The organism is Paenibacillus arenosi (assembly GCF_014841135.1).
Classification (GTDB): domain Bacteria; phylum Bacillota; class Bacilli; order Paenibacillales; family Paenibacillaceae; genus Paenibacillus_B; species Paenibacillus_B arenosi.
Genome location: NZ_JACYTN010000002.1, coordinates 314572 through 329955 on the forward strand (window position 1 = coordinate 314572; position 15384 = coordinate 329955).

Annotated in this window: 15 protein-coding genes; 9 read left to right on the top strand and 6 right to left on the bottom strand. The window is 45.0% G+C overall.

Annotation, left to right across the window (positions count from 1 at the left end; genetic code table 11):
• Nucleotides 1-47: 47 nt before the first annotated feature.
• From IFO66_RS04480 to leuC, 5 genes are all read right to left on the bottom strand, one after another.
• Nucleotides 48-896 carry a TIGR02452 family protein gene (locus tag IFO66_RS04480; protein WP_192023973.1) on the bottom strand — a complete coding sequence of 283 codons (849 nt, stop codon included), beginning with the start codon at nucleotides 894-896 and terminating at the stop codon, nucleotides 48-50.
• 1 nt (nucleotide 897) lies between these two features.
• Complete coding sequence (locus IFO66_RS04485; RefSeq protein WP_192024266.1) at nucleotides 898-1458, bottom strand: NADAR family protein; 561 nt, start codon at nucleotides 1456-1458, stop codon at nucleotides 898-900.
• Nucleotides 1458-2348, bottom strand: a complete 891-nt coding sequence (locus IFO66_RS04490) for an NUDIX hydrolase (RefSeq protein WP_192023974.1) — start codon at nucleotides 2346-2348, stop codon at nucleotides 1458-1460. Before IFO66_RS04490 ends, IFO66_RS04485 begins: the two co-directional genes overlap by 1 nt.
• A 212-nt stretch (nucleotides 2349-2560) precedes the next feature.
• The gene (leuD, locus tag IFO66_RS04495) at nucleotides 2561-3175 is read right to left on the bottom strand and encodes a 3-isopropylmalate dehydratase small subunit (protein WP_192023975.1); all 615 of its coding nucleotides are present in this window, start codon (nucleotides 3173-3175) and stop codon (nucleotides 2561-2563) included.
• A gap of 17 nt (nucleotides 3176-3192) precedes the next feature.
• The gene (leuC, locus tag IFO66_RS04500; protein WP_192023976.1) at nucleotides 3193-4614 is read right to left on the bottom strand and encodes a 3-isopropylmalate dehydratase large subunit; all 1422 of its coding nucleotides are present in this window, start codon (nucleotides 4612-4614) and stop codon (nucleotides 3193-3195) included.
• Between the two features lie 196 nt (nucleotides 4615-4810).
• Here leuC and IFO66_RS04505 point away from each other — a divergent pair, with 196 nt between their 5' ends.
• The gene (locus IFO66_RS04505) at nucleotides 4811-5785 is read left to right on the top strand and encodes a LysR family transcriptional regulator (RefSeq protein WP_192023977.1); all 975 of its coding nucleotides are present in this window, start codon (nucleotides 4811-4813) and stop codon (nucleotides 5783-5785) included.
• An 81-nt stretch (nucleotides 5786-5866) separates the two neighbouring features.
• On the opposite strand, the gene IFO66_RS04510 is transcribed toward IFO66_RS04505, so the two are convergent.
• On the bottom strand, nucleotides 5867-6682 hold the full coding sequence (locus IFO66_RS04510) for a carbon-nitrogen family hydrolase (RefSeq protein ID WP_192023978.1): 816 nt from the start codon (nucleotides 6680-6682) through the stop codon (nucleotides 5867-5869).
• A 147-nt stretch (nucleotides 6683-6829) separates the two neighbouring features.
• Here IFO66_RS04510 and IFO66_RS04515 point away from each other — a divergent pair, with 147 nt between their 5' ends.
• The 8 genes from IFO66_RS04515 to mtnB all read left to right on the top strand — a co-directional run bounded on the left by IFO66_RS04515 (nucleotide 6830) and on the right by mtnB (nucleotide 15354).
• Complete coding sequence (locus tag IFO66_RS04515; protein ID WP_192023979.1) at nucleotides 6830-7366, top strand: hypothetical protein; 537 nt, start codon at nucleotides 6830-6832, stop codon at nucleotides 7364-7366.
• 188 nt (nucleotides 7367-7554) lie between these two features.
• A complete protein-coding gene (locus IFO66_RS04520; RefSeq protein ID WP_192023980.1) occupies nucleotides 7555-8751 on the top strand; it encodes a pyridoxal phosphate-dependent aminotransferase in 1197 nt (398 codons plus the stop codon).
• 593 nt (nucleotides 8752-9344) lie between these two features.
• Complete coding sequence (gene proB, locus IFO66_RS04525) at nucleotides 9345-10445, top strand: glutamate 5-kinase (protein WP_192023981.1); 1101 nt, start codon at nucleotides 9345-9347, stop codon at nucleotides 10443-10445.
• Nucleotides 10446-10530: 85 nt separating this feature from the next.
• Nucleotides 10531-11778, top strand: coding sequence for a glutamate-5-semialdehyde dehydrogenase (locus IFO66_RS04530; RefSeq protein WP_192023982.1), 1248 nt, complete (start codon nucleotides 10531-10533; stop codon nucleotides 11776-11778).
• A 132-nt stretch (nucleotides 11779-11910) separates the two neighbouring features.
• Entirely contained in the window at nucleotides 11911-12783 is an 873-nt protein-coding gene (gene proC, locus IFO66_RS04535) for a pyrroline-5-carboxylate reductase (protein ID WP_192023983.1), read from the top strand.
• Nucleotides 12780-13997 (top strand): 2,3-diketo-5-methylthiopentyl-1-phosphate enolase, encoded by a 1218-nt coding sequence (locus IFO66_RS04540; RefSeq protein ID WP_192023984.1) that lies wholly within the window; start codon nucleotides 12780-12782, stop codon nucleotides 13995-13997. The genes proC and IFO66_RS04540 overlap by 4 nt, the downstream gene beginning before the upstream one ends.
• Nucleotides 13994-14671 (top strand): 2-hydroxy-3-keto-5-methylthiopentenyl-1-phosphate phosphatase, encoded by a 678-nt coding sequence (locus tag IFO66_RS04545; protein WP_192023985.1) that lies wholly within the window; start codon nucleotides 13994-13996, stop codon nucleotides 14669-14671. The genes IFO66_RS04540 and IFO66_RS04545 overlap by 4 nt, the downstream gene beginning before the upstream one ends.
• A 44-nt stretch (nucleotides 14672-14715) precedes the next feature.
• Complete coding sequence (gene mtnB, locus IFO66_RS04550; protein WP_192023986.1) at nucleotides 14716-15354, top strand: methylthioribulose 1-phosphate dehydratase; 639 nt, start codon at nucleotides 14716-14718, stop codon at nucleotides 15352-15354.
• Nucleotides 15355-15384 lie beyond the last annotated feature (30 nt).

The window sequence follows — 15384 nt, forward strand, 5'->3', positions numbered from 1 at the left end:
TTCAATGAAAATACCCTGCTACCGGATTATTTCCAGACAACAGGGTATTATTTCGTTATTAGTTTATTTCTGCCTCTCCCAAAAGCATCTTCAAATGCTCGTATACATGTTCCACCCTTTGAGTTATCCAGAACTGCAAACACGATCTCATCAAATAACTTACTATAGCCTTCATCTTCAAGTAGTTCTTCCCACCATCCAGCCACCTCAACTGGATGGTTGCGGAATACACCACAGCCGTATGCTCCAAAAATCAAGTATTTTGCCCCTCTGTCCGCGAAAATAGCTAAAGCAAGACGCATCCGATCCTTCATCACCCGCTTAGCTTCGTTGCTATCTTCACCTTTTAATAACACTTGTCCGTAGTTAACGGCAGGCAGTGTCAATACAGAAGCTGTTACCGGCTGCTTCAGCAATTCAAACCGCTCATCTCTAAAAAATACAACATCGGGAGAATAGATAGCATAGTCGGTATACATCATTGTGTTACAAGCACGGTTAGCCAAATAATATTCCTCATTACGTAGTTGCGTTCGATATAGGCCACTGGAAGCAGCCAAACTCTCCTCCTGCGCCATAGCGCCGTTCAGGAATCCACCACCGGGGTTTTTCGCACTTGCAAAATTAAGTACCCCGACTCCACTAGCACCTCTGCCAGCAAAGTCCCGTATCGTTTTTACTGTAGCCTCTCTTCTAACTCGCTGCTCCGCTCGTTTTCCTTCTGCCGGCAGCTCGCAACCCCGTACCAATTCCACTCCCTGCATCGGTGTGATAAGAATACTATTATCCTCTGAATATTTCTGCGAATTAGAGAACTCTATTTTCTGTCCATTGATTGCATAATAGCCCTGCTCCATATAACGAAGTGTATCCTGTGCAATTTGCTTGCGTCTCATATTACTCCCCTTCTTTCTCTAATAACTGATCCCTTACCTCTGTCAGAGCAAACCCGAGTAAATTGGTTCCTCTCCATTTCATAGGATTGTTTGCGGCGGGATCTACCTGAGCCATTCCGATACCCCAAATCCGATCAACAGGGCTCGCCTCTACCAATATTCTATTTTTCGTCGTTCTCAAATAACACCAAAGCTCTATATTTTGTGAAAACTTTGCATAGTTGCCTCGCTTCACAATGTCATAGCAGTTACGATTCCAAATGTCGTTATCAAAGTTTCTTACCGCACGGCCGTATGCTTTCATTTCCTTCGGATGCTTGGCATTCATAATCTTCTTCAGCATTTCTTCATCGTGAAACAGCCGTGCCTTCTCCGCCATCATGAACTGCTCGGTGCAGCTATATGATTCACCATCCACAGTAAAATAACATTTCCACCACTGGCTGAAACAGCTTTGGTTAATACTGCCGTTAGCAGGAGCCCTGTGCCCCCAGAAAAACAAATACTTGTATGTATTACCCGCCTGATAGGCTTTCTTCAAATCTACTAAAGAGTAAATCATCATATCCCCTCACGATTTCTCCTGAACAACCGCGATGGACGGTGCCCAGCATTTTCAGTGTAGTTATCGGTTTCCTCCACGAGATAAGCTACTTTACGGCGGAAAGCCGCCTTCAACAATTGCTTGTCCAAAATGACTTCATACACTTGCTGTAAGTTCGTTAAAGTGAACAACTTAGGCATTAGATGCAGTGCAATATCTGTATACTCCACCTTTCCGCGCAGACGCTCAATCGCATAGCTAATAATCTTGGCATGATCGAAGGCCAAGCCTTCATTCGAGATCATTGAATATTTCATAGCAGATGTAGCTTCCGTCGATGTCATCGTGCACTCCACCACAGATGTTAGCGTCACATCATGACCAATAAGCTTTAACTCATACTGCTTCGTCTTAATAAATCCGTCCTCCAGTAGTTCCTTCTGCTCCTTTAATAAACGGTAATTCACGCTGAACCATGAAGCTTTATGTGCATCATCCCCAGCCTTAACCTGTACCTTAGAGCTATCTATCAACGCCATGTAGGAACAGCTCATAACCCATGTACGCGGATCACGTCCCGGCTCGCTGAATGTGTACAACTGTTCCAAGTAGACATTGTCCACATTCGTCTCTTCCTTCAGTTCACGCAATGCTGCCTGTTCCGTCGTCTCCGTAGGACGAACAAAGCCACCTGGCAGTGCCCAATTCCCTAGATAAGGATGACCTCCACGCTGTATAAGCAAGATTTGCAGCTCTTTCTTCGGAAGCTTGCGGTAATTACTCTCTTCGGAATCCGTAACCGTGAAAATCGCCATATCCGTAGCAACTGAAGGGCGTTCATAATCACCCGCTCGATATTGCTTCAAAAATTCTTGCTCCGTAAGTCCGTTCATATCCCTTTGCTCCATATCACGACCACCCGTTAGTAACTTTTAGTTATTATCAATTTGTTAATATCAAAATACACGATTATCCACATCTTGTAAAGGCTAATTTTCTAACTTCAATAAAGCTTCACCGTAAGGTAGTAAATGATAAAAAGCTGATGACACAAACAAAAAAACCGCAAAAAATGCGGTTTTTAATGGGTTTTAATGCCCTATGTTCTTGTGACTCAAAATTAAGCTTGAACTGGATACGCCAGGCGATCTTGATGAGATACTTCATAAGCAGCAATCTTTTCATCATGCTTTAGCGTCAAGCCAATATCGTCTAGACCTTGAAGAAGGAATTGACGGCGGTGCTCATCTAGATCAAAGGAATAAGAAAGTCCATGTTCATCTGAAATCGATTTGTTTTCCAAATCAATTCGAAGTTGATAACCTTCGTGCTTATCCGCACGTTGGAATAACTCCTCTACCTGCTCCTCTGAAAGGATAATAGGAAGAATACCGTTCTTGAAGCAGTTGTTATAGAAAATGTCCGCATACGACGGTGCAATTACACAACGGAAACCGAAATCCAAGATCGCCCATGGAGCATGCTCACGTGAAGAGCCGCAGCCAAAATTGGCTCTCGAGAGCAACACCGATGCGCCTTGGTAGCGCGGCTTATTCAAATTAAACGACTCAATCGTATTCCCTTGCTCATCAAATCTCCACTCAAAGAACAAGAATTGACCAAAGCCACTGCGTTCAATTCGCTTCAAAAATTGCTTCGGAATGATAGCATCTGTATCAACGTTGACTCGGTCTACAGGAGCAACGAGCCCTGTTAGTTTCGTAAATGGTTGCATCTGTTCGTCCTCCTCTACTAGTTCAATACTTCTGCTTTGAATTCCCAATTGCGTACATCGAAGAAGCGACCCTTAATCGCAGCTGCTGCTGCCATCGCTGGGGATACGAGATGTGTACGTCCACCGCGACCTTGACGACCCTCAAAGTTACGGTTCGATGTGGATGCGCAGCGCTGACCTGGCTGAAGCACGTCTGGATTCATCGCTAAGCACATACTGCAGCCCGCTTCACGCCATTCAAATCCTGCTTCTGTAAAGATGCGGTCAAGACCTTCACGTTCTGCCTGCATCTTCACACGTCCAGATCCGGGTACAACGATTGCGGTTACGCGATTACTAACGGTATGACCTTTTGCCACGGCAGCAGCCGCACGCAAGTCTTCTATACGTCCATTCGTACATGATCCGATGAATACATAATCAATTTCAATTTCTGTCATTGGTGTCCCTGGTGTAAGATCCATATACTCCAAAGCTTTCTCAGATGCTTTACGCTCGTTCTCTGTCTCCATTTCTGCAGGGTTTGGAACAGCAGCCGTAATGTCTGTTCCCATACCTGGACTCGTTCCCCACGTTACTTGTGGAATCAACGACTCAACATCGAACTCAATAACAACATCATAGAAAGCTCCCTCATCTGTTACAAGATGCTTCCAGCGTTCCACTGCTGCCTCATAAGCTTCATCTTGCGGTACATATTGACGACCGCGCAAATAGTTAAAAGTACTCTCATCTGGCGCAATAAGACCAGCACGAGCTCCACCCTCGATGGACATGTTGCATACTGTCATACGCTCTTCCATCGTAAGCTCACGAATAGCATCACCTGTATATTCAATGACGTATCCAGTCGCAAAATCTGTTCCGTATTTAGCAATAACACCGAGAATCATATCCTTCGCTGTTACGCCTACATTGCGTTTGCCAACAAAACGAATTTCCATCGTCTTCGACTTCGCTTGCTGCAAGCATTGTGTTGCCATTACGTGTTCTACTTCACTCGTTCCGATACCAAATGCCAACGCACCAAAAGCACCGTGCGTAGAAGTATGGCTGTCGCCGCAAACGATAGTCTTGCCTGGATGCGTCAATCCAATCTCTGGTCCCATGACATGAACAACACCTTGATCGATATCATTCAAGTCAAACAAACGAACACCAAAATCAGCGCAGTTCTGTGAGAGTGTATCAATTTGTTGTTTGGAAATCGGGTCTGTAATATTGAAACGGTCTTTCGTCGGTACGTTATGATCCATTGTCGCATACGTCAAATCAGGGCGACGGACTGAACGACCGCTCAAGCGCAAGCCTTCAAATGCTTGTGGAGAAGTAACTTCATGAACAAGATGCAAGTCAATATATAAAATGCTAGGCTTTCCTGTTTCCTGTACAATGACGTGCTGATCCCAAATTTTTTCGTATAGTGTCTTCTTTGACATGTTTCCTCACCTCATCAAGTGATATGCAAATTCTCTCTCTTTACGTTTCTCTGTGAAGTCAGATGCGTTCGTCCCACATTGACTGCATAAATCTATTTATCTTGGGACTCAATATACCATTTCTTTCTTAATTGTTCCAAGATATAATATCTATAATATTGATAGGTTAAGACTATAAAGAGGGGGACATATACTTATGGAAATACGACAATTACAATACGCCATTCAGATTGCGGAGGAGCGTAATTTCTCACGCGCTGCGGAAAAGCTTCATATTGCACAGCCTTCATTGAGCCAACAGCTGTCTAAGCTAGAAAAGGAAATAGGCGTTCTATTGTTCCAACGAACGACCAATTCCGTAGAACTAACTCACGCTGGAACGGTATTCGTTGAACGTGCGCAAGCGATTGTGGACTCTCTGGAGCAGCTCAAAAAAGAAATGTTTGATATTTCCCAAACGAAAGCAGGAAAAGTAACAATAGGCACGATGCCTATTACAGGCTCACATTTGCTGCCGCATGTGCTACCATCATTTCATCGCCGATATCCTGATATTGAACTTGTCCTTACCGAGGAACCGTCGACTTCCAATCTAGTGAAATTGACGGCACAAGGCAAAAACGATCTTTGCCTGCTGTCACTCCCCTTGTCAGATCCATCACTTGAGTATGAGCCTATTTTAGAGGAAGAAATTGTACTTGCTGTGCCAAGAAACCATCGGTTGGCTGCAGTGAATGTATCTGATTCATCTACTGGTACAACTGCTATACCGCTTGCAGATGTTAAGGATGAGCCTTTTATATTTTTAAAACGAGGTCAAGGATTCCGGCAGATTACAATGGATCTCTGTAGTCAAGCTGGCTTCGAACCGCGGATCGTATTTGAGAGCAGTAATATTGAAACGGTTCAATCACTCGTTGCTACAGGAATGGGGGTCGCGCTTGTTCCAGCCTTTATTGCGACGGCACCACGCAGCGAGTTCGTTCCACAATATGTCGCGCTTGAAGGGCAGCCTGCTCGCACGCTCGTGCTGGCCTATCGGAGCGGCAGATATATGTCTAAGGCAGCAGAAGCATTTAAAGAAACGCTGCAAGATACATTGAGCGCTCAATTCGGCAGTCGTGTCCGTGCAGCTACAACGAACAGCTTACCGTCTACGACGATAAATTAGCCAAAAGAAAGAGGAGGGCTTTGTTTTCAGCCCCTCCTCTTATTTTCCTAGCCCAAATATCTAAAAGGTTATACGTATCTACTATTGCAATCGATACAGACTTTCACGTCTGTCCTCGAACACTGGAATTCGACTGCGAACCTGCTGTACCAATGAAATCTCGACTTCACCTTGAACAAGACGTTCTTGGTCATCTCCCTCTGCAATCAACTCGCCCCACGGATCAATTATCGTCGAATGACCAAAGAAAGAAGTTGGCTTGCCGTCCGAGCCAATACTCGTCCCCATCCGATTACAAGCAACTACATACATTTGATTCTCAATCGCACGTGCTGTCAATAAGGTTTTCCAATGATGAAGTCGTGGATTTGGCCACTGAGCAGGGACAAACAGTACTTCGATATGCTGCAAAGCCAAGTTGCGGATATATTCCGGGAAACGTAAATCGTAGCAAATAATAATTCCGCATTTTACTCCATCTAATTCGAATATGCCTAGCTCATTTCCGCTATGTAAGTAAACATGCTCATCCATTAATTTAAATAAATGGGCTTTATCATAGGAATGTACCAACTCACCCTTTTTATTAACTACATAAGACCGATTGCGAATTTGCCCTTCTTCTTTTACAGCTACAGATCCACCAACAATATGCACATGATGCAAAGAAGCCAGTTCAGACAGCAGCTTCAATGTTTGCTTTCCACCTTCGTCTGCTAACTCATGTACACGGTCTAGTGCATAGCCTGTATTCCACATTTCGGGCAGGACAATTACATCAGGCTTATGAGCTGCAACTGCCGCTTCAATCTGTTTTATAACTTCTTCTACATTTCGTTCTGGCTCACCAATTCGAATATTCATCTGAATTGCGCATACATTCCACGTCTTGTTCATCGACGCCCCTCCAAAATGTGTAGTTTCTACCATCATACCCTTTCATGGAAACACGTCAAGATGGGTACAGTAAGGAAAGCAGTTTCCTATTCACCATTTTTTCCTTAATGTTTTGGCCACTACAGATCCATCGTTAGGAGTTGACGTATGAATTGTTCAGTTGCACAAGTCAAAGCTTTTCGTAAAATATGCATCTTCCTAAGTGCTGTCCTGCTTACCATAACGCCAAATGTTGTATCAGCTATTCCAGAACAACAGCATAAGTCACCGACGCAAGCTGCCCAAACAATCTTACCCGAGCAACCAACACAACCTTTGCCGCAAGTGCAACTATTTGATATGCAGCAAGAACGAATTGTCAAAACGATACCTAACACACCCGCTATTCAAGCAGAAGCTGCAAAATGGTTGCAATCCGTAACCGGCCTTTCCCCACAGTTAAATATAGGAAGTAAATGTGGTTATATCGTTCGTATCGCCCTCGCCAATCCATACCAGATCAAGCTGCCGAGGCTTGAAGTACAAACGAAGGATGTGTTCTTGATCTATTGCCCGGACAAGCAGCCATTACTGCTCGTGTTTACACCTGAACGCAAACCATTTTTGCTCGAATTCAAACATAATGTCCAACCTTTCATGGAAGAGTTAATGAAGCCTATGCTGCCAGGTGCTGAACAACAATAATCGTTTTGCCGCTTAGCTATAGAATTGCAGTCCGCTAATTTGTGCAAAAAGGCTGTACACACTAGGAAAAACATGCTAAATTATCGACTTAAGGCAAGTATTATCGGCCTAATCGCTGAAGCTAACACTGCACAATTATGTGCATTAGCATGGCATGTCAAATCATATTCCGGAGTGTGAGAGAAAGAATGACCTTGAACTATAAAAGTTCCTTCCCTATCGTTCCTGCGTCGCGCATGCAGCATTTGCCGACGCAGTTTTTTGCACAATTGGTTAAAAAGGCGAATGCACGTATGTCAGCAGGCCATGACGTTATTAATTTAGGGCAAGGCAATCCCGACCTTCCTACACCTGAACATATTGTCCAAGCGATGAAATCAGCGGTAGAAAAACCAATGTATCATCGTTATCCACCCTTCAGTGGTTTCTCCTTTTTGAAGGAAGCTGTTGCAAAACGGTACTTGGAAGATTATCAAGTTAAGCTTGATCCTGAGACGGAAGTAGCCGTTTTGTTCGGTGGCAAGACAGGGCTCGTTGAAATTAGTCAAATTTTGCTCAACCCAGGCGATGTATGTTTAGTTCCTGACCCCGGTTACCCAGACTATTGGTCTGGTGTTGCTCTAGCAGGAGCTGAAATGGCTATGATGCCTTTGACAGAATCCAATGACTACCTGCCCGATTATGATGCCATATCAAGTGATACATTAAACCGTGCTAAGCTGATGTTTTTGAATTATCCTAACAACCCAACATCTGCGATTGCAAATGCAGCCTTTTATGAACAAACCGTAGAGTTTGCCCAACGCAATCAAATTGTCGTGGCGAGCGACTTTGCATATGGTGCGATTGGCTTTGATGGCCATACACCGATTAGCTTCCTTCAAACACCTGGCGCAAAGGAAGTCGGTATTGAATTCTACACTATGTCCAAAACGTATAATATGGCTGGATGGCGTGTAGCATTTGCCGTCGGGAATGCGGAACTCATTAGACTCATTAACCTCATGCAGGATCATATGTATGTCAGCTTGTTTGGAGCTGTTCAAGATGCTGCGGCTGCGGCTCTTAACGGCTCACAACAATGCGTGCATGATCTAGTACATACGTACGAGACGCGCCGGAATACGCTGTTCGATACGATGAAATCAATAGGTTGGGAAGCTACACCATCACCAGGTTCCTTTTTTGCATGGCTGCCCGTACCTACTGGATACCATTCTGCTTCCTTTGCCGATTTATTGCTGGAACAAGCAAATGTCGTCGTAGCACCTGGTATCGGTTTCGGTACACATGGAGAAGGATATGTACGAGTCGGCCTACTTGCTGATCATGCACGCTTGCAAGAAGCTGTTGATCGTATAGGCAAACTACAGTTATTTGGTTAATATGGTTGGCTCTCATCGTGTAAACTGATTATAATAGTCATACAGTCGTTTCACTCCTTTACAGCGATGTAATCTCATGGTAAACTACTGAGAAATTAAGCAGTGAAATACAAGAAATCTAATCATGAAACGCGATGACAGGACCAGTACACGAGTATAGGCACGATTAGAGAGCGGGAGCCACCGGCTGGAAGCCCCGCCGTAGCCCCTCGTCGAAACCTACCCTAGAGCGGTCAGTACGGAATCTACTCGCAATGGCAACAGGCCATCTCATGTCAGTTGCATGTATGCGATAAGTTCTGACCTGAACGGAACTCCACCGTTATTGGATAAAGCAGGAAGATTATCGGTTTGTTATCTGGATATACATAACATTCCGTCTCTTCAACTAAGGTGGTACCGCGGAAGCCCAGACTTTCGTCCTTTATTGGACGGAAGTCTTTTTTGTTGTTAAATCAATGATGCATGAACAGCTTCTGGATACATTTTTTACATTTCCTGCTCAAATAGCACATCAAAATTAGATTTAGCTGATTACGATAGCTTGTACCTAATCACTTGCTAACCTAAAGAATTAATTGAAGGTGAATCCGATGAATCAACGTATTGTCGTCAAAATAGGCAGCAGCTCATTAACGTCCGAACAAGGCGGATTGGATCGCAGCAAAATTGCCTTCTATGCTAATGAGCTACTTTCAATCATAGCGAATGGACACCAAGTTGTCCTTGTTACATCTGGCGCAGTGGCAGCAGGTTTCACACGAATCGGCTACAGCACTCGTCCAAAGCAACTTCATGAAAAACAGGCAGCTGCAGCTGTCGGTCAAGCACTTCTGATGCAAGCATATCAAGAGCAATTCAATTCGCAAGGTGTTACTGCTGCTCAGATTTTACTTACGCGCCAGGACTTTGCGAATCGCAAGCGCGGCCATAATGCATGGATGACGATTGAAGAGCTAATCAAACAAGGCGTCATTCCTATCGTCAATGAAAATGATACGGTTTCAGTCGATGAGCTAAAGTTCGGAGATAATGACACATTATCAGCACTTGTAGCTAATCTCGTACATGCGAATCAGCTTGTCATCATTACAGATACAGACGGATTGTATACAGCAGATCCACGCAAAGATCCGAATGCTAAAAAGTTTGAACATATTGAAACGATCACCGAAGAAATTTACAGCTATGCTGGTGGTGCAGGAAGCACAGTCGGTACAGGTGGAATGCGCTCTAAATTGGATGCGGCTAAAATCGCGATGCGAGGCGGAGTTAAGGCATTTGTAGGAAGAGTCCAACAAGATGGTGATTTGAGACGTGCGGTAGAAGGAATTGGTGCAGGCACTTATTTTGCAACAAAGAAAAATGGTCTCCCTGTTAAAAAACAATGGCTCGGCTTCCACTCCACCCCACTCGGAACAATTGTTGTTGACGCAGGCGCAGAACAAGCATTGCTCGGAAAAGGCTCCAGCTTGCTCCCTGTAGGCGTCCATCTTGTACAAGGTGATTTTCACGCTGGGGATGTCGTTGAAGTAACCGGTATTGATGGTAAAGTCATTGGTCGAGGAATCGTTAATTATGAACATGACCAATTACAGCAGGTAGCTGGCTGTACCACTGCTGACGTACTGAAGAAACTCAACGTACCCCGTATTGAAGTCATCCATAGAGATGAATGGGTTACATTAAGATAAGTATGCTTTATCAACGGGATTACTAAGTTATCATTGTCGATTAGACCGAGTCATAGATGAACAGATGTAAGAGGAGGAACCTAAGATGAGTGAAGTTAGAAATAAGGCACTGCTTGCCAAGCAAGCGGCTGTTATTACGAATCGGTTGACGACAGAAGAAAAAAATAACGCATTGCTCCGCATGGCCGATCAACTTATTACCGAGCAACAATCCATTATCGAAGCCAATCAACTCGATTTGGAGCGAGGCAGAGCAAATGGAACCAGCACGTCGCTGCTGGATCGACTTGCCCTCAACGAAGTACGTATTGCCGACATCGCACAAGGTCTTCGCCTTATCGTCGACCTGCCAGATCCTGTTGGCGATGTACTGCAGGCGTTCGAACGCCCTAATGGTCTTAAGATCGAGCAACTACGCGTACCGCTAGGTGTCATTGGAATGATTTACGAGGCACGTCCTAACGTAACCGTCGATGCAGCAGGACTTTGCCTTAAGACCGGAAATACAGTAGTACTACGCGGTGGCTCAGCTGCCCTTGAAACGAACAAACGTATTGTGGCTGTACTTCATCAAGCATTACGCGAAACCGCAATTCCTGTCAATGCCTTGCAATATATTGAAGATGCAGATCGGGCATCTGTAGATGAGATGTTGACCTTAAACGGCATCTTGGACGTAGTTATCCCTCGCGGAGGTGCCTCATTAATTCAAAATGTGGTGCGCAATGCTACTGTACCTGTAATTGAAACAGGTGCTGGTATCTGCCACACATTCATTGATGCCAGTGCAGAAGCTGAGATGGCTCACCAAATCGCTTATAATGCGAAAGTTCAGCGCCCTTCTGTTTGTAACTCGATGGAGACGCTGCTTATACACCGAGATTATGCGGTGGAACAGACGAAAAAGCTGCTGCAAGCTTTTCAAGATCGTGATGTGGAATTGCGAGGTTGCTCACATACACAACAGCTTCTTGGCAATATCACACTTGCAACTGAGCAAGATTACACAACCGAATATAACGACTACATTCTTAACATTCGAATCGTCGATTCTCTAGACGAAGCATTGCAGCATATTACCCAATTCGGTACAAAGCATTCTGAATGTATCGTAACGGAGAATGCTGAGCATGCAGCTCGCTTCTTACAAGAAGTCGATGCAGCTGCTGTATATCACAATGCATCGACTCGTTTTACAGATGGTTTCGAATTCGGCTTTGGCGCTGAGATCGGAATCAGTACACAGAAACTGCACGCTCGTGGGCCTATGGGTCTGCCTGCGTTGACATCCAGTAAGTACAGAATAAGCGGAACTGGACAGATTAGAGAGTAATCTCGAGTGTAATTCGTCATATGTGCCGTAACCCGTCATCCCCTCATCCATCTAAGACACGAGGATTTGGAATGACGGGTTACTTGTATACAAATAACTGCACACATATTTGAAATAGGAGGTTTCCATACAATGAACCAATCCACTGTGAATGCAACGACAAACAATAAATCACTAACATACTGCTTCTTCGGTGCAGGGTCCCAAGCAGAAGCGATCGTCCGCGGCATGCTGAACCAATCCATTACTGCTCCTAACCAGATTCAAATGATTAATCGCAGCAACCAAGAACGCTTAGCTGAACTGCGTCAACGCTATCATATCCAAGCTGACAACGATATCGACACGAAGCGCCGCTGGCTTAGCGAGGCAGATATTATTATTTTGGCGATGAAGCCAAAAGATGTACGAGATGCATGTCATGAATTGCGCTCGCTTTTGCGTGAAGACTGCCTTGTCATCTCCGTCATCGCCGGGCTTTCCATTGACTCACTCCAGCGGATGCTCGGTTCTGTCGCGGTTGTACGTACCATGCCGAACACATCCAGCACAATAGGTCTTGGCGCGACAGGTGTAAGCTATTCTTCCGAGGTAACTGCTGAGCAGCGTGAGATTGCGATAAATCTGCTGCAAGCGATTGGAATCATCGCTGAAGTAGAAGAAGTTTCGATTGATGCGATAACAGGGGTTTCCGGGAGTGGCCCCGCTTATGTATACTATTTAATGGAAGCCATGATTGAAGCAGGCATCCAAGAAGGACTAGAGCCTGAGCAAGCCCATGATTTAGTCGTTCAGACTGTTCGTGGCGCGGCTGAAATGGTACGACTTACAGGCGAATCGCCTGCCGAATTGCGACGTAAGGTGTGTTCACCTGGCGGAGCAACATTAGCAGCTCTCACTGTTATGGATCAAAACGGTGTTGGAAAGGCGGTGAAATCGGCAGTGAATCGCGCTCGAACTCGTGCCGCAGAAATGGGCGAAGAGATTGGGAGGGAAATACATTGAGTGACACTTGCGTAGCAACATACCGCTTGTATGATGATCGTGCCGATTTTCATAAAAAAGCAGAAAGTATTGCAGTTGGATTAACCGTCGGCAGTTGGACTGACATTCCAGAAACGAAGAAGGCCTCGATGCAAAAGCATCTAGGCCGTGTCGTTGATGTACATATTCACGAAAGCGACGTACCAAATGAACGCTATGCTGATGTTCGCATCGCTTATCCAGATGTGAATTTCAGCCGTGATATCCCAGCACTGCTCGTAACTGTATTTGGTAAGCTATCCATGGACGGACGCGTAAAGCTGCTTGATTTGGATTGGTCATCCACGTTCCAGCAAGCCTTTTCAGGGCCAAAGTTCGGGATCGCAGGCATTCGAGAACAGTTGGGTGTACACAATCGTCCACTGCTTATGAGCATTTTCAAGTCTGTTATCGGTCATGACCTTAGCGCTCTGCGTGAACAATTCTATCAACAAGCGTTAGGCGGTGTCGATCTCATTAAGGATGACGAAATATTATTCGAGAATCCGCTGACACCCATTCAAGACCGTGTTAACGTTTGTCTAGAGGCCGCTAAACAAGTGGAAGAAGAAACCGGCAAAAAGCTGCTCTATGCTGCGAACTTGACAGGACCGACCTTCGAACTTCGCGATCAAGCACGTCGTGCTATTGACGCAGGTGCAAATGCATTGCTGTTCAATGTACTAAGCTATGGATATGATGCCCTGCACGGATTGGCTTCTGATCCTGATATTTCAGTACCGATTATGGCACATCCTGCAATGGCAGGAGCGCTTTACCCATCGCCGCACTATGGCATCTCAGCTCGCTTATTGCTGGGCAAGCTGCTGCGTCTTGCTGGAGCTGACTTCGTACTGTTCCCTTCACCATATGGATCAGTGACGATGCCGCTGGAAGATACGCAGGGGATTCGCGAAGCTTGTCTAGATACAGCTCGTCCAATGAAGCAAAGCTTCCCAGTCCCTTCTGCAGGCATTCATCCTGGGCTCGTTCCGCTTATCATTCGCGACTACGGTATCGATGTTGTCGTGAATGCAGGCGGCGGTGTTCATGGACACCCACTCGGTGCAGCTGGAGGTGGCCAAGCATTTGTTCAAGCCATTGATGCTGTTCTACAAGGAATAAGTCTTAACGATTACGCACAACATCATGAAGCCTTGCATCACGCGATTCAAATATGGGGGACAAAAGAATGAACAACATGAAGAAGAAAGTCATCTTTTGTGATTTTGATGGAACGATAACGGCGAATGACAATATAGTAGCGCTCATTAAGCACTTTAATCCGGAAGGATGGCGGGATATTGTTGAGGATGTACTAGCAGAACGCATCACCATTCGCGATGGTGTCGGTCAAATGTTCGCTTTACTCCCCGCTTCTATGAAAGATCAGGTTATTCGTCAAGCTATTGACCAAGCCGTTATTAGACCTGGCTTCAAGGAGTTTCTAGCTTTCTGCAAACAGCATGAGATTGAATTCTATGTGACAAGCGGTGGAATTGACTTCTTCGTCTATCCATTGCTAGAACCATTCGATATACCGCACAATCATATTTATTGCAATGGCAGCGACTTCAGCGGAGAAAATATCCGAATCACTTGGCCGCATGCATGCCAAGAGCCATGTACGAATGATTGTGGAATGTGCAAAACTACGATCGTTCGTCAATTCCCTGCGGAGCAGTATGAACGAATTGTAATCGGTGATAGCGTGACTGACTTTGCCGCAGCGAAATTAGTGGAATTCGTATATGCTCGTGCACAGCTTATCGATAAGTGTGAAGAGCTTGGACTTCCTCATGCGACATTCGATACGTTCCATGATATTGTCGAGCATTTGTCTGCATCTATTGTTTCCCGAACTTCATAACTAACTTCATCATTCTATTTGAATCACGAAGGGAGCCCTGTGCATTGATCACTCTATCAGCCGAACAGAAACAGCACGCTTTCCAACAGCTCCGCTCCATCAAGGAACAATTTGCTGCACGTCATTGGTTTCCTGGTACGAGCGGCAACCTATCCGTTAGAGTAGGAGATATAACAGATGGACAGTTTCAATTTGCAATTACAGCGAGCGGTAAGGATAAATCGGTTCACACACCTGAAGACTACTTGCTCGTCGATGAGAACGGTGTGCCTACTGACGCAACTTCATTGAAGCCAAGCGCTGAGACACTCATTCATTGCGAAATCTATCGATTAACTGGCTGTGGTGCCATTTTTCATGTACATACGGTATTTAACAATATCGTATCTGAAGTATATGGTGATCAAGGCTTTATTCCCGTACAAGCAGTTGAACTAATCAAGGCTTTTAATATTTGGGAAGAAAATGCTCGTATTGAGATTCCGATCATACCCAATTACGCTCACATTCCAAGCATCGTTCCTGACGTCACGAAAAGCTTAAATCCTAGTATTCCGGGGATTGTACTTCGCAATCATGGTATTTATGCGTGGGGTGCTAACAGCTTTGAAGCTAAACGCCATCTTGAGGCTTTTGAATTCCTTTTTGAGTATGTTTATCGCATGGATCTGCTGCGCCGCTAGCATCTATCCCCAATCGCTAAAGTACAAAAA